The organism is Pseudomonas sp. NFACC04-2, from assembly GCF_900119265.1.
GTDB classification, from domain to species: Bacteria; Pseudomonadota; Gammaproteobacteria; order Pseudomonadales; family Pseudomonadaceae; genus Aquipseudomonas; species Aquipseudomonas fluorescens_AA.
In genome coordinates, this window is sequence record NZ_FPJC01000006.1 from 1 (window position 1) to 16,083 (window position 16,083).

General features: G+C 61.9%; 18 protein-coding genes. 14 read left to right on the top strand and 4 right to left on the bottom strand.

Features of this window, described 5'->3' with window-relative positions:
- The 8 genes from BT125_RS10300 to BT125_RS10335 form a co-directional block, all read left to right on the top strand.
- The coding region (locus tag BT125_RS10300; protein ID WP_139271707.1) for a transposase at positions 1–304 on the top strand (304 nt) is incomplete at its 5' end.
- 251 nt (positions 305–555) lie between these two features.
- Positions 556–1,308 carry a molybdate ABC transporter substrate-binding protein gene (gene modA, locus BT125_RS10305; RefSeq protein ID WP_072406615.1) on the top strand — a complete coding sequence of 251 codons (753 nt, stop codon included), beginning with the start codon at positions 556–558 and terminating at the stop codon, positions 1,306–1,308.
- Positions 1,309–1,989 (top strand): molybdate ABC transporter permease subunit, encoded by a 681-nt coding sequence (gene modB / locus BT125_RS10310; protein ID WP_072406617.1) that lies wholly within the window; start codon positions 1,309–1,311, stop codon positions 1,987–1,989. It begins immediately after the preceding gene.
- A 3-nt stretch (positions 1,990–1,992) separates the two neighbouring features.
- The gene (gene modC / locus BT125_RS10315; RefSeq protein ID WP_072406619.1) at positions 1,993–3,072 is read left to right on the top strand and encodes a molybdenum ABC transporter ATP-binding protein; all 1,080 of its coding nucleotides are present in this window, start codon (positions 1,993–1,995) and stop codon (positions 3,070–3,072) included.
- A 187-nt stretch (positions 3,073–3,259) separates the two neighbouring features.
- Positions 3,260–4,315 carry a DNA topoisomerase IB gene (locus BT125_RS10320; RefSeq protein WP_072406620.1) on the top strand — a complete coding sequence of 352 codons (1,056 nt, stop codon included), beginning with the start codon at positions 3,260–3,262 and terminating at the stop codon, positions 4,313–4,315.
- 115 nt (positions 4,316–4,430) lie between these two features.
- A complete protein-coding gene (locus BT125_RS10325; RefSeq protein WP_072406622.1) occupies positions 4,431–4,994 on the top strand; it encodes an ATP-dependent Clp protease proteolytic subunit in 564 nt (187 codons plus the stop codon).
- A 224-nt stretch (positions 4,995–5,218) separates the two neighbouring features.
- A complete protein-coding gene (locus tag BT125_RS10330; protein ID WP_072406624.1) occupies positions 5,219–5,386 on the top strand; it encodes a con-10 family general stress protein in 168 nt (55 codons plus the stop codon).
- A gap of 62 nt (positions 5,387–5,448) precedes the next feature.
- On the top strand, positions 5,449–5,676 hold the full coding sequence (locus tag BT125_RS10335) for a hypothetical protein (RefSeq protein ID WP_072406626.1): 228 nt from the start codon (positions 5,449–5,451) through the stop codon (positions 5,674–5,676).
- Between the two features lie 101 nt (positions 5,677–5,777).
- Here BT125_RS10335 and BT125_RS10340 read toward each other — a convergent pair whose 3' ends face one another.
- Positions 5,778–6,533 carry an OBAP family protein gene (locus tag BT125_RS10340; RefSeq protein WP_072406628.1) on the bottom strand — a complete coding sequence of 252 codons (756 nt, stop codon included), beginning with the start codon at positions 6,531–6,533 and terminating at the stop codon, positions 5,778–5,780.
- 181 nt (positions 6,534–6,714) lie between these two features.
- On the opposite strand from BT125_RS10340, the gene BT125_RS10345 reads away from it, so the two are divergent.
- Positions 6,715–7,185 (top strand): arsenate reductase ArsC, encoded by a 471-nt coding sequence (locus tag BT125_RS10345; protein WP_072406630.1) that lies wholly within the window; start codon positions 6,715–6,717, stop codon positions 7,183–7,185.
- Positions 7,186–7,189: 4 nt separating this feature from the next.
- On the opposite strand, the gene BT125_RS10350 is transcribed toward BT125_RS10345, so the two are convergent.
- A complete protein-coding gene (locus tag BT125_RS10350) occupies positions 7,190–7,723 on the bottom strand; it encodes a DUF3087 family protein (RefSeq protein ID WP_072406632.1) in 534 nt (177 codons plus the stop codon).
- 216 nt (positions 7,724–7,939) lie between these two features.
- Between BT125_RS10350 and ppnN the strand changes: the two genes are divergently transcribed.
- Positions 7,940–9,313: a nucleotide 5'-monophosphate nucleosidase PpnN gene (gene ppnN / locus BT125_RS10355; RefSeq protein ID WP_072406633.1), complete on the top strand. Its 1,374-nt coding sequence runs from the start codon at positions 7,940–7,942 to the stop codon at positions 9,311–9,313.
- A 195-nt stretch (positions 9,314–9,508) separates the two neighbouring features.
- Here the strand turns inward: ppnN and BT125_RS10360 are convergent, their stop codons facing one another.
- Both BT125_RS10360 and BT125_RS10365 read right to left on the bottom strand, forming a co-directional pair.
- Entirely contained in the window at positions 9,509–10,177 is a 669-nt protein-coding gene (locus tag BT125_RS10360; protein ID WP_072407060.1) for an HAD family hydrolase, read from the bottom strand.
- Between the two features lie 180 nt (positions 10,178–10,357).
- Positions 10,358–11,704, bottom strand: a complete 1,347-nt coding sequence (locus BT125_RS10365; RefSeq protein WP_072406635.1) for an MATE family efflux transporter — start codon at positions 11,702–11,704, stop codon at positions 10,358–10,360.
- Between the two features lie 318 nt (positions 11,705–12,022).
- Between BT125_RS10365 and BT125_RS10370 the strand changes: the two genes are divergently transcribed.
- Genes BT125_RS10370 through BT125_RS10385 form a run of 4 tightly spaced genes read left to right on the top strand, consistent with a single transcriptional unit; the run spans position 12,023 to position 16,051 of the window.
- Positions 12,023–13,240 (top strand): methyl-accepting chemotaxis protein, encoded by a 1,218-nt coding sequence (locus BT125_RS10370; RefSeq protein ID WP_072406637.1) that lies wholly within the window; start codon positions 12,023–12,025, stop codon positions 13,238–13,240.
- Between the two features lie 11 nt (positions 13,241–13,251).
- Positions 13,252–13,620: a response regulator gene (locus BT125_RS10375; protein WP_003203044.1), complete on the top strand. Its 369-nt coding sequence runs from the start codon at positions 13,252–13,254 to the stop codon at positions 13,618–13,620.
- Positions 13,621–13,635: 15 nt separating this feature from the next.
- Complete coding sequence (locus tag BT125_RS10380; RefSeq protein ID WP_072406639.1) at positions 13,636–13,920, top strand: STAS domain-containing protein; 285 nt, start codon at positions 13,636–13,638, stop codon at positions 13,918–13,920.
- Between the two features lie 28 nt (positions 13,921–13,948).
- On the top strand, positions 13,949–16,051 hold the full coding sequence (locus BT125_RS10385; protein WP_072407062.1) for a chemotaxis protein CheA: 2,103 nt from the start codon (positions 13,949–13,951) through the stop codon (positions 16,049–16,051).
- Positions 16,052–16,083 lie beyond the last annotated feature (32 nt).

The window sequence follows — 16,083 nt, forward strand, 5'->3', positions numbered from 1 at the left end:
TGCGTTCATTGCCTTTTTAGGATTGGATTTGAGACCAAAGGATTCCGGGAAAAAACATAGCCCCAGGTATCTGAGCAAGAAAGGAGACGGCGAGCTACGACGTTTGGCACACACCGCAGCTATGGCGGCTTGCCGGTCCCCCACCTGGAAACCTTACTATGAGTCCTATTTGGCGCGAGGCCTTGCCAGAACCCAGGCTCTTGTAATCCTTGCCCGCAAGTTGTGCCGAGTGGCATTCGCTCTGATGAAAAAACAGAGCGAATACCGGCCAAATTTAACGGTGCAGGGTTCCCCTGCAACATAGAATCTCCCACAAGAGATAGGGGCAACCGGCAAATCTGGTCACACCGCCGGACCTGTGGGAGCAAGCCCATTCCACAGGTTGCGAGGTGAACATAAATCCCGCAATCACCTCCGCCCCCTGTGGGAGCGAGCTTGCTCGCGATGGGGCCAGCCCTCGCCCCTAGCTGCCCAGGCAAAATGCCACGTTCCGTTTGCCGGCTATTCGCTATATATTCCGATATATAGCGAACTTGACCTTACGGAACCTGACCTATGCGCCCCGCCCGCTTCGCGCCGTTGCTGCTGACCACGCTCTTTACCGTTGGCACCGTCCAGGCTGCCGAGGTGCAGGTGGCCGTCGCCGCCAATTTCACCGCACCGATCCAGGCCATTGCCGCCGATTTCGAAAAAGACACCGGTCACAAACTGGTGACGGCCTACGGCGCCACCGGGCAGTTCTACACCCAGATAAAGAATGGCGCGCCGTTCGAAGTCTTCCTCGCCGCCGACGACACCACCCCGGCCAGACTCGAAAGCGAAGGCGACACCGTCAAAGGCTCGCGCTTCACCTACGCTGTCGGCACCCTGGCGCTGTGGTCGGCCAAGGCCGGTCATGTCGACAACCAGGGCCAGGTCCTCAAGCGCAACGACTTCCAACACCTGTCCATCGCCAACCCGAAAACCGCGCCCTACGGCCTGGCCGCGACCCAGGTGCTGGACAAGCTGGGCTTGACCGACCAGGTCAAAAGCAGGCTCGTCGAAGGCCAGAACATCACCCAGGCCTACCAGTTCGTCTCCACCGGTAACGCTGAACTGGGCTTCGTCGCCTTGTCGCAAATCTACAAGGACGGCAAGGTCACCAGCGGCTCGGCGTGGATCGTCCCGGCCGAACTGCATGACCCGATCAAACAGGACGCGGTGATCCTCACCAAGGGTCGGGACAACCCCGCCGCCGTGGCCCTGGTGGATTACCTCAAGGGCCCGAAAGCCGCCGCCATTATCCAAGCCTACGGTTACCAACGTTAAATGCCACTGACCAGCGCCGACTACGCCGCCATCTGGCTGACCCTGAAACTGGCGTCCTTGACCACGGTGATCCTGCTGCTCATCGGCACGCCCATCGCGTTGTGGCTGTCACGCACCCGCTCCCGGTTGCGCGGGCCGGTGGGGGCAGTAGTGGCGTTGCCGTTGGTGCTGCCGCCCACGGTGATTGGCTTTTACCTGCTGCTGGCATTGGGGCCGAACGGCTGGATCGGCCAGCTCACCCAAGCCCTCGGGTTGGGCACCCTCACCTTCAGCTTTACCGGGCTGGTGATCGGCTCGGTGATCTATTCCATGCCGTTTGTGGTGCAGCCGTTGCAAAACGCCTTCGCGGCCATCGGCAGTCGCCCCCTGGAAGTCGCCGCCACCCTGCGAGCCGGGCCTTGGGATACGTTTTTCAGCGTCATCCTGCCCCTGGCCCGTCCTGGCTTCATCACCGCGGCGATTCTGGGATTCGCCCACACCGTCGGCGAATTCGGCGTGGTGCTGATGATCGGCGGCAACATCCCGGAAAAAACCCGGGTGGTGTCGGTACAGATCTACGACCATGTCGAAGCCCTGGAATATGCCCAGGCCCACTGGCTGGCGGCGGCGATGCTGGTGTTCTCATTCCTGGTGCTGCTGGCCCTGTACTCCAGCCGCCGAACCCGCGCCGGTTGGAGCTGATCGATGATCAACGCGCGCTTGCAACTCGACCACGGGGCTTTCTCGCTGGACCTGGATGTGCAACTGCCGGGCCGTGGCGTGACCGCCCTGTATGGGCCTTCCGGCTCCGGCAAGACCACTTGCCTGCGCTGCATCGCCGGGTTGGAGCAGCCGGCCCGGGGCTTTATCGAGGTCAACGGCCACGTGTGGCAGGACAGCGAGCACGGCGTGTTCGTGCCGCCCCACAAGCGGCCGGTGGGGTATGTGTTCCAGGAGGCGAGCCTGTTCGCCCACCTGTCGGTACGGGCCAACCTGGCGTTCGGCCTCAAGCGCATTGCGCCGGCGCAACGGCGGGTGGACATGGACCAGGCCACCGATCTGCTGGGTATCGGGCACTTGCTCGATCGCCAACCGCACAACCTCTCCGGCGGCGAGCGCCAACGGGTGGGCATCGCCCGAGCCTTGCTCACCAGCCCGCGGCTGCTGCTGATGGATGAGCCGCTGGCCGCCCTCGATACCCGGCGCAAAAACGAAATCCTGCCTTATCTGCAACGACTCCACGATGAGCTGGACATCCCGGTGCTGTATGTCAGCCATTCCCAGGACGAAGTGGCGCGCCTGGCCGATCACATCGTGCTGCTCGACGCTGGCCGCGCGCAGGCCAGCGGCCCCATCGGCGAAACCCTGGCCCGGCTCGACCTGCCATTAGCCCTGGGGGATGACGCCGGGGTGGTGATCGAAGGCAAGGTCAGCGGCTATGACCCGGCGTACCAATTGCTGACCCTGAACCTGCCCGACAGTCAACTGAACGTACGCGTGGCCCACACGTCCCTGGCCCTCGGCCAGCCGCTGCGCTTCAAGGTCCAGGCCCGGGACGTCAGCCTCAGCCTGGCGAACGATGCCCAGACTAGCATCCTCAACCGTCTGCCGGTCACCGTGGTCAGCGAACAGGCCGCCGACAACGCCGCCCATGTGCTGGTCCGCCTGGACGCCGCCGGCACTCCGCTGCTGGCGCGCATCACCCGCTATTCCCGCGACCAGTTGAGACTGCGGCCGGGGCTGGTGTTGTGGGCGCAGATCAAGGCGGTGGCAGTGTTGGCGTAGTCCCTTTGTGGAAGCGAGCTTGCTCGCGATGACGGCGGTACATCCAACATTGACGCAAGTTGATTCACCGTTGCGAGCAAGCTCGCTCCCACAGGGGTTGCGGGCAACCGCAGAATCTTGGCACGACCGCAACGGGCTGCGGTCAATCGATCACAGGCCACCGGATTCGCTGCCAAGGACTTTCTTCATGCCCGACACCCTGCCGCCGGATGCACTGCCGGCCGACCTGCATTACGTCGACGACACTGCCCCCGGCATCACCCGCAAGAAATTGCGTGGCAAATTCTGTTACTTCGACCCGCAGGGCCAGCGCATCACCGACGCGGCCGAGATCCAGCGTATCAATGCCCTGGCGGTGCCGCCGGCCTATACCGACGTCTGGATCTGCACCGACCCCCGAGGTCATCTCCAGGCCACCGGGCGCGATGCCCGCGGGCGCAAGCAGTACCGCTACCATGCGCGCTGGCGAGAGGTGCGCGATGCAGACAAGTATTCGCGGATGCTGGAATTCGGACGTGCCCTGCCGCGCCTGCGCAAACGCCTGGAAGAAATCCTCGCCACGCCCGGTTTCAGCCGCGACAAAGTCATGGCCACGGTCATCACCCTGCTGGACATGACCCTGATCCGCGTCGGCAACCCCCAATACGCCCGCGACAATCGCTCCTACGGCCTGACAACCCTGCGCAACAAACACGTCGAGATCAACGGCAGCGCCATCGCCTTCCAGTTCCGTGGCAAAAGCGGCATCGAGCACCAGATCACGGTGAAGGACCGTCGCCTGGCGCGGGTCATCAAGCGCTGCCAGGAAATTCCCGGACAGAACCTGTTCCAGTACCTGGACGAACACGGGGAGCGTCACTCCATCAGTTCTTCGGACATCAACGCTTACCTCAAGACCCTCACCGGCGCCGACTTCACCGCCAAGGACTACCGCACCTGGGCCGGCAGCGCAGCCGCTCTGGCCGGGCTGCGGGCACTGCGTTGGGAAACCGAGACCGAAGCCAAGAGACACGTCACCGAGATGGTCAAGCAGGTCTCCCGACAACTGGGCAACACACCGACCGTCTGTCGCAAATGCTACATCCACCCGGCGGTGGTGGAAGGTTTCCTGCTCGGCGCCCTGAAGGCATTGCCCAAACCCCGGGCCCGCAAAGGCCTCAGCGAAGAAGAAGCCGGATTGACGCTATTCTTGCAGCGGATGACACAAGCCGCCGAGGCATGTGAACAGGCGCAATCGGTTTAACGCGATTCGCCCGTAACACGCCAAGAAGGCGGAACATCGGCAGACCACCGGACTCCCAATTTTACGGCACGACCACGCGCAGACTTCAAAAGGGTGAAATCGACAGGAGCTTCAGATGTCCGAACACATTGTCCATTTCCATTGCCAGATCGATCAGGGCACCACGGAACGCTTCCGGGACAATTGCCTGGAAGCCATTGAAAAAGGCGCCGACTCGCTGATGCTCAACCTCTCCACCGTCGGCGGCAGCACCAACTTCGGTTTTACGCTCTACACCTTCATCAAGTCCCTTCCCGTTCCAGTGCGAGCCGTAAACGCCGGCAACATCGAGTCGATGGGCATCGTCATGTTTCTCGCCGCCAGCGACCGCACCACCACGCCCCATTCGCGCTTTTTGATCCACCCGATGAACTGGTACTTCGGCCAGAAGTCAGTGGACCATTCCCGCTTGCGCGAATACCTCTCCAGCCTCGACAACGATGTGGCGCGGTATGTGGAGATCTACGTCAAGGAAACCGCCGGCGCCGCCACCCAACTGGATATCTTCAAGTGCCTGTGTGCCGAGGAACGGGTGATCCCAGCGGAAAACTCCCTGGCCTTCGGCATTGCGCACCGGGTCGAGCAGGTGATTTTTCCAACGGATGCCAAGCATTGGAAAGTCAGCGGCGGCGAGGACTGAGTTGCGTGCTGGCGCGACAACAAGCACAAACAAACAGGTCCCCGCCTCGTGTTTATAAACACCTCAGACCTGTACAACTTCAAGCGAAGCGGCTGTATAAGTTTTTACTCAATCGATGACCATTCGTCGCCAGCGAAACGCTTTTATTAAACTTCCTTCGCCACTTCCCTTTCACAACTAATGCGAGGCACTTTGCTCGCTTAACCACAATGAGGATTCTCGAAATGGCTAATAGCGGAAACAAAAACCCAGGCAACTTCGCCAACGATCGTGAGAAAGCATCGGAGGCCGGCAAAAAAGGCGGGCACGCTTCGGGCGGCAACGCCGGTGATCGCCAAAAAGGCTCTGACACCAGCCGCAAAGGCAGCCAGGGCGGCGGCAGGAAGTCGTAATCCGCAATACCGTTGGGGCGCACTCCTGCTGCGCCCTGGCGCTTAATCCAATGAGGTCAAGCATGGGCAGTCATGACCGCTTCATCGTCAGCTTCATCGCCAATGGGCAACCGGACAATCGTGTACTGCAGGCCGATACGCAGACACTCAATGCTCGTGAAGCCGAAGCCCTATTGAAGATAACCTTCGACGAACTCAAGGACGTTGAGTTGAGTGATATACAAGTTCAAAAAAGAACCCGTCCCAATGAAGAAGAACATGGTGTTCCAGGACACTTCAAACAGCCCTAGTCAATTTTTCTATTTATTGTTACCTGCGTTCCTAAGCACCACTTCCAACTTATTATTGCGGCGAGGATTTTTACATCCTCGCCTCACTATTCCTCGCCTGTTCAATGAGCATGTCCGCCGCTGGGATCCTTGATCTGCCACACCTGGCCCTTTTGCCAAGCATCTGCGCCGGGGTCTATCGGCGGCGTATCAATACCCGCCCGGGCGCGCTTTTTCGCTTCACTGTCCACGTCCATCCGGCGGTCGCGGTCGCGCACCAGCTGCGGGTCGATCTGCCCATCCGTGGTGAAACCCATCATCAACTGCGGCACGCCATAAGGTAGCTCGTTGCCCTGTTCGGTGTGCCAGGTGTGCCAGGTCTTGCCATAGGTGCTCACCAGGTTTTCCATCAACCGGGTTTCCGCCACTTGCGGGATGCCGGGGGCGATCAACTGGCCGGATTTCACTTCGTGCACATGGCTGTGCCACAGCTGTTTCTCACTGGCCGGCAAACCTTCGAACAAGCGCTGGCTGATGATGTACTCGACGCCCATCAGCTTGGCACTGGAGGTATTGCCATCGAAGATGGCGCACTGGAAGACCTCCTCGTTCAACGCCGTGCAGTAGTGATGCGCCTCCATCTGCCCGGACATCCGCCCGTTATAGAAATGAAAGCCATCGAGGTAGGTGTCCAGGGCCCGTAATGGCGGTTTGTCCTGCATGATCCGCGCTCCGGTTTCCAGCGTCGCGGTCGTCGGGGTCTTCGCAGCGCCTGGTACATCGATGGGCGAATCGCTCGTGCCGCCCGCGCAGCCGGTCAATCCAAAAACCGCTGCCCATAACCATTTCCAGCCGCCATAAACACTTCGATCTGGCATGTCATCTCTCCTTTGCATGACTGATCATGAGAAAGACAGTGCCTGGGGCGGGTTTGATTTTCCTGGCGCCCTACCGACGAACGGCTTGCCCCATTCGGCGCTGAAAATATGGAATTCCATATATTCGACTACCCACATATACTCCAGCGCAGCCCACCCCGCGCCTATCGGAACCGAATCGATGAAAGTCCTCTTCATGTGCACCGCCAACAGCTGTCGCAGCATTCTCAGCGAAGCGATGTTCAACCATCTGGCTCCAGCCGGGTTCGAAGCCGTCAGCGCCGGCAGCTTTCCCAAGGGCCAAGTGCTGCCGCGCAGCCTGAGCACCTTGCAGGAGGCCGGTATCGGTATCAAAGGCTTGCGCAGCAAGGGCAACGACGCTTTCGAAAGCAGCCCGCCGGACATCGTGATCACGGTGTGCGACAACGCCGCCAACGAGGCCTGCCCGGTGTATTTCGGCCCGGCGCTCAAGAGCCACTGGGGCCTGGCGGACCCGTCGGAAGTCAAAGGCAACGATGATCAGGTCGGTCAGGCGTTCCACAGCACGCTGGACCGCATCGAAGCCCGCTGCCGGGCCTTCTTCGCCCTGCCCTTCGACCAATTGGACGCCCAGGCCCTGAAAGCCGAGCTGGACCGCATCGGTACCCTCTGACCGCTCAACCGGCGCTATACGCCTGCTTCACCGTCTCGATCCAGCTTGGGTCCAGGCGCGACTGTTCGGTGTCCAGGCCCAGCGCCTGCATGTTTGCCAGGTGCGCGTCGGCTTCGCGCGCCAGTGAGCCCTGGGCGCTGGAGTTGGCGTCCAACTGATGCATCTGGGCCAGTCCCAGGTGATAGAAGCGCAGCAGCTTCATGGCGGTGGGGTCCTGGGCCTGCACACCGGCCGTCACCTGGTGCATCACGTTGGTGATTTTCATCAGGCTGCGCTTGAGCTGCCAGCCGTATACCGCGGCGGCCATCCACGGCTGCGACCAGAAATACTGGCGCATCAGCACGGCCATCGCCAACACTGCGACAATCACCCCACCAAGGTTGAAGCGAAAGTTATCACCTCCGGGCGTACCCAACAGCATCACGGCCAGGCTGGACAGCAGCATCGCCAGGGCCAGGAACACCACCGCGATGATCAGGGTGCTGCGGCGGGTCTGCCTGCGGTAGGTGTCGCCATCCCACGGTTTGATCTCGAACATCGCGGCGCAATTTCCTTGTACGGCATCAAAAGAGTCACGCATTATCGCCTGCCCGGTCGATTTAGCTATGCTGGGGCTCATTTTGTATGGCCGCCGACTCGCCGGGCCGGATCGAAGTCCATGGCGATAGCGCAAGGATCGTGCGATCTTTCGGCGTGGACGTTTTTTTCAAGATGCCGTCGTTGTGTGCATGGCATCGTTTTCAAGGAAAGCTGAATGACTCAAAGACATGTAATCAACGCCTCGGTAAGCCCCAAGGGCAGCCTGGAGACCTTGTCCCAGCGCGAAGTCCAGCAACTGAGCGAAGCCGGTTCCGGCAGTATCTATGCCCTCTTTCGCCAGTGCGCCCTGGCCATTCTCAATACCGGCGCCCATGTCGATAACGCCAAGACCATCCTGGAAGCCTACAAGGACTTCGAGATCCGCATTCACCAGCAGGACCGCGGCGTACGCCTGGAGCTGCTGAACGCGCCAGCCGATGCGTTCGTCGACGGCGAAATGATCGCCAGCACCCGGGAAATGCTCTTCAGTGCCCTGCGCGACATCGTCTACACCGAGAACGAACTGGACAGCCAGCGCATCGACCTCAGCTCGTCCCAGGGCATCAGCGACTACGTATTCCACCTGCTGCGCAACGCCCGCACCCTGCGTCCTGGCGTGGAGCCGAAAATCGTTGTGTGCTGGGGCGGTCACTCGATCAACACCGAAGAATACAAATACACCAAGAAAGTCGGCCACGAATTGGGCCTGCGCAGCCTGGACATCTGCACCGGCTGCGGTCCGGGCGTGATGAAAGGCCCGATGAAAGGCGCCACCATCGCCCACGCCAAGCAGCGCATCCATGGCGGTCGCTACCTGGGCCTGACGGAGCCGGGGATTATCGCCGCCGAGGCGCCGAATCCGATCGTCAATGAGCTGGTGATCCTGCCGGACATCGAGAAACGCCTGGAGGCCTTCGTGCGTGTCGGCCACGGCATCATCATCTTCCCGGGCGGCGCCGGTACGGCGGAAGAGTTCCTGTACCTGCTGGGCATCCTGATGCACCCGGCCAACCAGGACCTGCCCTTCCCCGTCGTGCTCACCGGGCCGAAAAGCGCCGCGCCGTACCTCGACCAGTTGCATGCGTTTGTCGGTGCGACCCTGGGCGAGGCCGCGCAGAAGCACTACCAGATCATCATCGACGACCCGGCCGAAGTGGCCCGGCAGATGACCCAGGGACTCAAGGAGGTCAAGCAGTTCCGCCGCGAGCGCAACGACGCCTTCCACTTCAACTGGCTGCTGAAGATCGACGAGGGCTTCCAGCGTCCGTTCGACCCGACTCACGCCAACATGGCCAGCCTGGGCCTGAGCCGTGACCTGCCCGCCCACGAACTGGCCGCCAACCTGCGCCGGGCGTTCTCGGGGATCGTGGCCGGTAACGTCAAGGACAAGGGCATCCGCCTGATCGAAGAGCACGGCCCTTACGAGATCCACGGCGACGCCGCCATCATGGAACCCCTCGACCGCCTGCTCCAAGCCTTCGTCGCCCAACACCGCATGAAACTGCCGGGCGGCGCGGCGTATGTGCCGTGTTATCGCGTGGTGACCTGACCACTCTGAGGACCACAGATCCAATGTGGGAGAGCTCGCTCCCACAGGGGGATTTGTGGTGGCCGCAATGCCTGTGAACGACTCAAACACTGTGGAAGCGAGCTTGCTCGCGATGGCGTAGGTACATTCAGCACTGATGCAGGCTGAACCATCGCTATCGCGAGCAAGCTCGCTCCCACAGGTGTTCTGCGGCGGTCATAGAATCGAAGGCAGTCGCATCAGGCCGGCCTCATCCACCTCAATGCCTAGCCCAAGGTAATCCTTGATCTGCGGATGAAGGGTGACCACGGGGTGCGTGTGCGTTGCCGTCACCACCATCACATCGGCCCCGGCGGCCTCGCCTGCCCGAATACCGGCCTCGGCGTCTTCGAACACCAGACACTCCAGGGGCGTCACCTGCAGGCGTTCGGCCGCCATGCGATAGCAACTGGGGTTGGGCTTGCCGTCGCTCACGTCCTCGGCGGTGACCATCACGCCGGGACGGGGGATTCCCGCCGCTTCCATACGGCGCAAGGCCAATGCCAAGGGCGCTGAGGTGACGATTGCCCATCGCTCTGGCGGCAGGCTTTTCAGAAACGCCAGCGCACCGGGCACTTGCACCACCCCCTCGACGTCTTCGATTTCTTCCCGGGTAAGCTGCTCGGCCTCTGCCTGGGCATCGACCCCTGGCAGGTGCTGGCGGGTGACGGTGTCGATGGCGCGCACGCCATGGATGGTCGGCAGGAACGTCGCCACGTCCAAGCCATGGCGCAGGGCCCAGCGTGTCCAGATCCGCTCAGTGGCGGCAATGGAATTGAGCAGTGTGCCGTCCATGTCGAAGAGGAAGGCGCGGTAGGCAGTATTGGAGAGGGAGCTGGCTGGCATCGGTTCCTCGGTGACGGCGTAGGGAATGACGGCCTCACTGTAACATCGCCAGGCCCTGAACCTGTGGGAGCGGGCTTGCTCGCGAATGCGGTATTTCATTCACCCTCAGTATTGACTGATCCACCGCGTTCGCGAGCAAGCCCGCTCCCACAGGACCTTCGCTCTGCCACAAAACGTAATCTACACGAGGCGTTCAATCGGCTGATGCTGCCAGACCAACTTGTAATACAGCGTCTGCAGCAACAGCATGCTCAAGTAAGCCACCGGGAACGCCATCCACACCCCTTGCAACCCGAAGTGCGCATCCAGCAGATACGCGGCCGGCACTTGCACGGCGACGATACAGAAAATCGAGATGGCGACCGGCACCAGTACCGTGCCGCTGGCGCGCATGATGCCGCCGACGATCGCCTGGAAGCCGAACACCAGCAAGCTCCAGAGCATGATATGCAGCAAGTGTTCGGCCTGGATCCGGGCCGCCGGGTCAGTGATGAACAGCCCCAGCAGCCAGTGGGACAACAGATAGCCCAGGAGCACCAGCCCACCGGTGAGCCAGAGGTTGAATGCAAGCCCCGTGCGCAGAATCGGCCCCAGGCGCTCCAGGCGGCCGGCACCGATGGCCTGGGCGCCAAGGATCGAGGCGGTGATGGCAATCGACAGCGCCGGAAACTGCACGTAGTTGACGATCTGCGTCACCGCGCCGTAGGCCGCCGTGGCCTGGGAGCCGTGGCGATTGACCAGGGCCAGGATCACCAACTCCGACAACGAGATCACCACCATCTGCAACCCCGTGGGCAGGCCGATGCGCAGCACCTTGCCGAGGATGTCCCTGTCCAGGCGCATCGCCGCGAACAACGCGCGGTCCGGCGCCAGGGCATGCTCGCGGCGACGCAGGCGCCACGCCAGCATCAGCATCGCCGACGTCGTCCCCGCCAGTCCCGCCCATGCCGCGCTCTGGATGCCCATCTGCGGCAACCCCAGCCAGCCGCGGATCAACGCTGGCGTGAGCAGCAGCCCGACACTGGTGGACACCAGCAGCGCCAACATCGGTGACACCGTATCGCTCACCCCGCGCAGCAGCTGGGTGAACAGCACGAACACCAGCAACATCGGCAGGATCCACAGCATGACCCGGGCGTAGGAAACGGCATCCTCCAGCACATCGGCCGGCGTGCCGAGCCCTTGCAACGCCTGACGCGCAAAGACACTGCCAAGCACCGCCGCCACCAGGCCAATGATCGCCCCCAGCAACAAGGTCGAACCGGCAATCGCCTTCACCGTACCGGTTTCGCCGGCGCCGTAGGCCTGCCCGATCAACACCCCCGCCCCGGCGCCCAGGCCGATCACCAAAGCGATAAAGAAAAACACGATGGGAAACATGCCCGACACCGACGCCAATGCCTGGGTGCCGAGCATCTGGCCGATGTAGATGCTGTTGAACGTGCCGGACATGGACTGCAGGAAGTTGGACAGGACCATGGGGATCAGGAACAGGAAATAGGTTTTCCAGAGAGGCTGGGTCGGCATGGGGACTCTGATGGCAGGTTCGAAAATCCAATGCGGGATAATTTAGCTCAATCCATGGATTCTGTTTCAGAAGATGTCCGTTTTCGTGGCGTGCCAATACCAGGCTCGCCCCGCGCCCCAGCGGGGGCAAGCGCTCTCGCCCGGGGATTTCCACAAGTCAGGCCATCTCGACAATTTCCCAATCTCGTCTATTCTTAGATAGCACTGTGCCATTATTTTTGTCGAAATCGGACGACTGGTCCTCAAGACCGTACCGGCTTTGCAGATAACCAGTTATTCGCAAATAACCTGTTAGCACCACTGTTCAAGGACCGAACCATGACGTCGTATTCTCACGGTCATTCCCTTTCCCAATCACAACCACGCATTCTCTGGAGTGCCGTGCTGGTGGCCGTTGTCGCGGGCATTGGCGTGTTGGCGCTCAATGGCGCAAGTGGGCAAAACATCGGTTTGAGTGTGGCGATCCTGGTCTTGGGCGTCGGTGCTGGCGTATGGGGTGCGCGTTCGCAACGCCAGCAGTTCGACAGCGCCCTCACCGCCGCCATGGCCAGCCACGACCTGCAAGGCAGCGAGCATCTGGCCCATAAAACCCACGCACAACTCAACGACGTCATCCTCGGTGCCATGCCGATCTGGGCCAAGCAGGTCGAAAGCTCCCGGCAGCAGACCGAGACCGCGATCGTCTCCCTGACCAGCCGCTTCACCGGCATTTCGTCACGCCTGGAAGACACCGTGCAAGCCTCGCAATTGGCCGCCGGTGAACTGGCCGGCAGCAGCAGTGGCGGCGCCGTGCAGGTGCTGGCCCAAAGCGAAGGTGAACTGGTCAAAGTCATCGATTCCCTGAAGGCCACCCAGGCCAGCCGCGACGAAACACTGGCCCAAGTGCGCAACCTGACAGCCTATACCGGCGAGCTGCGGACCATGGCCGCCGACGTCGCGGCGATTGCCGCGCAGACTAACCTGCTGGCCCTCAACGCCGCCATTGAAGCCGCCCGTGCCGGCGAGGCCGGGCGAGGGTTTGCGGTGGTGGCCGACGCCGTGCGCAGCCTCTCGAGCAAGTCCAGCGAGACCGGCCAGCAGATGTCGGCCAAGGTCGACATCATCAACACCGCCATCACCCAACTGGTGCATGCCGCCTCCAGCGGCGCGGACCAGGACAGCCATTCGGTCAGTGCCTCCGAGCAAAGCATCCAGCAGGTGCTGGAGCGCTTCAAGAGTGTCACCGGCCGACTGGCCGACTCGGCCGACATGCTGCAACGGGAAAGCTTCGGCATTCGCGATGAACTCACCGAGGTACTGGTCAGCCTGCAATTCCAGGATCGAGTCAGCCAGATCCTCAGCCACGTGCGCGACAACATAGAGGACCTGCATGTACATCTGCAGCAGGCCAGTCAGTCGCCCGACCAGGCCGTCTCCATCGATGCCCGCCAATGGCTGGCGCGCATGGAAACCACCTACGCCACCGACGAGCAACGCCGCAATCACCACGGCGACTCGAGCGCGCAACAGAGTTCACAGGAAATTACCTTCTTTTAGGAGAGCCACTCATGGCTAAAAGTGTATTGGTTGTCGACGACTCCGCGAGCGTTCGGCAGGTGGTCGGCATCGCGTTGAAAAGTGCCGGCTATGACGTGATCGAAGCCAGCGATGGCAAGGACGCGCTGGGCAAGCTCAACGGCCAGAAAGTGCATCTGATCATCAGTGACGTGAACATGCCCAACATGGACGGCATCACCTTCGTCAAGGAGGTCAAGAAGCTGGCCAGCTACAAGTTCACGCCGATCATCATGCTCACCACCGAATCCCAGGAATCGAAGAAACAGGAAGGCCAGGCCGCCGGGGCCAAGGCCTGGGTGGTCAAGCCGTTCCAGCCGGCGCAGATGCTGGCGGCGGTATCCAAGCTGATTCTTCCTTGATAGCCGGAGGCTCCAATGCCGTTGCACTACGAAACACAGAATGACACCGCCCAGGTGCACATCGACGGCGAGCTGACGATCTACACCGCGGCGGAGCTGGCCGCACAGTGGCTGCCGCACCTGGGGGCAACGCCGCGAATGGCCCTTGATCTGTCGCAGATCACCGAGATGGACGGCGCGGGCCTGCAACTGCTGCTGATGGTGCAGCGCGAGGCCTCCCGGGCCGGGACTCAACTGACCCTCACCGGCCAAAGCCAGGCCGTCACGGAGACACTTGCCCTGTGCAACCTGGTTGCCTAGGACGTCGGACACGACAAAGGAAATGAGCGTGAGCATCAATCTCGATCAGGCACAACAGACCTTCATCGTCGAGGCACGGGAACAGTTGCAGGCGATGGAAGAGTCGCTGCTGCAACTGGAAACCGACCCCGGCGACGATGACGCCATCGGCGCGATCTTCCGAGCGGCCCACACGATCAAGGGTTCGGCCGGCCTGTTTGGCCTGGAACCGATCGTCAGCTTCACCCACATCGTCGAAGACGTGCTCGACCGCCTGCGCAACGGCAGCGTCGAGGTGGACGCCGGCCTGATTGCGGTGTTGCTCAAGTCCAGCGACCACATGCTGGAACTGGTCAATGTGGCCGCCAACCAGGGCGGATCGCTGCCGCCACCGGCCCTGCAACGGGAAGTGGAGCTGTGCCAGATCCTGCAAGAGTACCAGGCGCCCTCGCAGGCCACGGCCCCCAAGCCTGCGCAGGAAACCGAAACCCGGGAACCCGGCGAAACGCGCCTCTGGCACCTTTCCCTGCGCTTCGGCCAGGAGGTGTTTCGCAACGGCATGGACCCGCTGTCGTTCCTGCGCTACCTGCAAACCCTGGGTGAAATCGTCGACATCACCACCCTGACCGACGCCCTGCCCGCCGCCGATGCCTGGGACGCCGAGTCCTGTTACCTGGGCTTCGACATCGAGTTTCGCTCGGCCGCCAGCCACGGGGCGATCAACGAAGTGTTCGATTTCGTCCGGGAAGACTGCGAGGTCGAGATCGTTGCCCACGATGACGACATCGCGCCCCCGGCCAACACCGGCCTGGTGACCACATCACCGGAACCGGCCGAAGAAACCACCGCGTTGGTCGCCACTGGCGAGTTGCTGTCCGACCAGCGCAAGACACCGCGCATGCCCGCCCAGATCGCCACCGACAAACAAGCGGTGACCAGCGACAGCAAGGCCAAGGACGGCACCTACGTACGGGTCAACGCCGACAAGCTCGACGAGTTGATCAACCTGGTGGGCGAACTGGTCATTGCCAGCGCCGGTGCCAGCCTGCTGGCCCGCACCTGCCACAACGACCCGTTGCAGGAAGCCACCTCGTCGGTCTCCGGGCTGGTGGAAGAAATCCTCGACGGCGCCCTGCGCCTGCGCATGATCCCCATTGGCGAAACCTTCAACCGCTTCCGTCGGGTGGTGCGCGATGTCAGCCAGGAGCTGGGCAAGGACATCGACCTGATCATCAGCGGCGCGGAGACCGAGCTGGACAAGACCGTGGTGGAAAAAATCGGCGACCCGCTCATGCACCTGCTGCGCAACGCCATGGACCACGGCATCGAAACCGCCGAGGCCCGGCTGGCAGCCGGCAAACCGGTCAAGGGGCACTTGCACCTCAACGCGTATCACGACTCCGGCAGCATCGTGCTGGAAATCGCCGACGACGGCGCCGGCCTGAACCGTGACCGGATCCTGGAAAAAGCCCAGGAACGTGGCCTGGTGCAGCCAGGGGCCAGCCCCACCGACCAGGAAATCTACAACCTGATTTTCGAACCCGGCTTTTCCACCGCTCAGGCCGTGACCAACCTTTCGGGGCGTGGCGTGGGCATGGATGTGGTCAAGCGCAACATCACCCTGCTGCGCGGCACCGTCGACCTGGACAGCCAGCCCGGCAAGGGCACCGTGGTGCGCATCCGCCTGCCGCTGACCCTGGCGATCATCAATGGCTTCCTGGTGAGCATCGGTCAGTCGACCTATGTGATACCGCTGGACATGGTCCAGGAATGCATCGAGCTGAGCGAAGACGATGGGCTCGCCAGTCGCGAGCAAGGCTACCTCGACCTGCGCGGCGAGGTGCTGCCGCTGGTCTACCTGCGCGATCACTTCAGCCACGAAGGCCCGGCCGCGCGTCGACAGAACGTGGTGGTGGTGCGCTACGCCGAACTCAAGGCCGGGTTGGTGGTGGATGACTTGCTGGGTGAATTCCAGACCGTGATCAAACCACTGGGCAAGCTGTTTGGCGCCCTTCGCGGCATCAGTGGCTCGACCATCCTGGGCAGTGGCGCCGTGGCGTTGATTCTTGACGTACCGGCGCTGCTCACCCAGATCGCCCAGACAGAAAACCGCTACACCCCGACTCAATTACAACAAGCCAACGCTCGCTGACGCTTTAGCAATTCCATGGAGAGGTACTTCCC

Bases quoted from the DNA above. Each gene is read 5' to 3' on its own strand.
- ppnN (WP_072406633.1), top strand. From the start codon at position 7,940: ATGACTCAAAGACATGTAATCAACGCCTCGGTAAGCCCCAAGGGCAGC.
- BT125_RS10380 (WP_072406639.1), top strand. From the start codon at position 13,636: ATGCCGTTGCACTACGAAACACAGAATGACACCGCCCAGGTGCACATC.
- BT125_RS10345 (WP_072406630.1), top strand. From the start codon at position 6,715: ATGAAAGTCCTCTTCATGTGCACCGCCAACAGCTGTCGCAGCATTCTC.
- BT125_RS10365 (WP_072406635.1), bottom strand. From the start codon at position 11,704: ATGCCGACCCAGCCTCTCTGGAAAACCTATTTCCTGTTCCTGATCCCC.
- BT125_RS10375 (WP_003203044.1), top strand. From the start codon at position 13,252: ATGGCTAAAAGTGTATTGGTTGTCGACGACTCCGCGAGCGTTCGGCAG.
- BT125_RS10325 (WP_072406622.1), top strand. From the start codon at position 4,431: ATGTCCGAACACATTGTCCATTTCCATTGCCAGATCGATCAGGGCACC.
- BT125_RS10330 (WP_072406624.1), top strand. From the start codon at position 5,219: ATGGCTAATAGCGGAAACAAAAACCCAGGCAACTTCGCCAACGATCGT.
- modB (WP_072406617.1), top strand. From the start codon at position 1,309: ATGCCACTGACCAGCGCCGACTACGCCGCCATCTGGCTGACCCTGAAA.
- BT125_RS10370 (WP_072406637.1), top strand. From the start codon at position 12,023: ATGACGTCGTATTCTCACGGTCATTCCCTTTCCCAATCACAACCACGC.
- modC (WP_072406619.1), top strand. From the start codon at position 1,993: ATGATCAACGCGCGCTTGCAACTCGACCACGGGGCTTTCTCGCTGGAC.
- BT125_RS10320 (WP_072406620.1), top strand. From the start codon at position 3,260: ATGCCCGACACCCTGCCGCCGGATGCACTGCCGGCCGACCTGCATTAC.
- BT125_RS10350 (WP_072406632.1), bottom strand. From the start codon at position 7,723: ATGTTCGAGATCAAACCGTGGGATGGCGACACCTACCGCAGGCAGACC.
- BT125_RS10340 (WP_072406628.1), bottom strand. From the start codon at position 6,533: ATGCCAGATCGAAGTGTTTATGGCGGCTGGAAATGGTTATGGGCAGCG.
- BT125_RS10335 (WP_072406626.1), top strand. From the start codon at position 5,449: ATGGGCAGTCATGACCGCTTCATCGTCAGCTTCATCGCCAATGGGCAA.
- modA (WP_072406615.1), top strand. From the start codon at position 556: ATGCGCCCCGCCCGCTTCGCGCCGTTGCTGCTGACCACGCTCTTTACC.
- BT125_RS10360 (WP_072407060.1), bottom strand. From the start codon at position 10,177: ATGCCAGCCAGCTCCCTCTCCAATACTGCCTACCGCGCCTTCCTCTTC.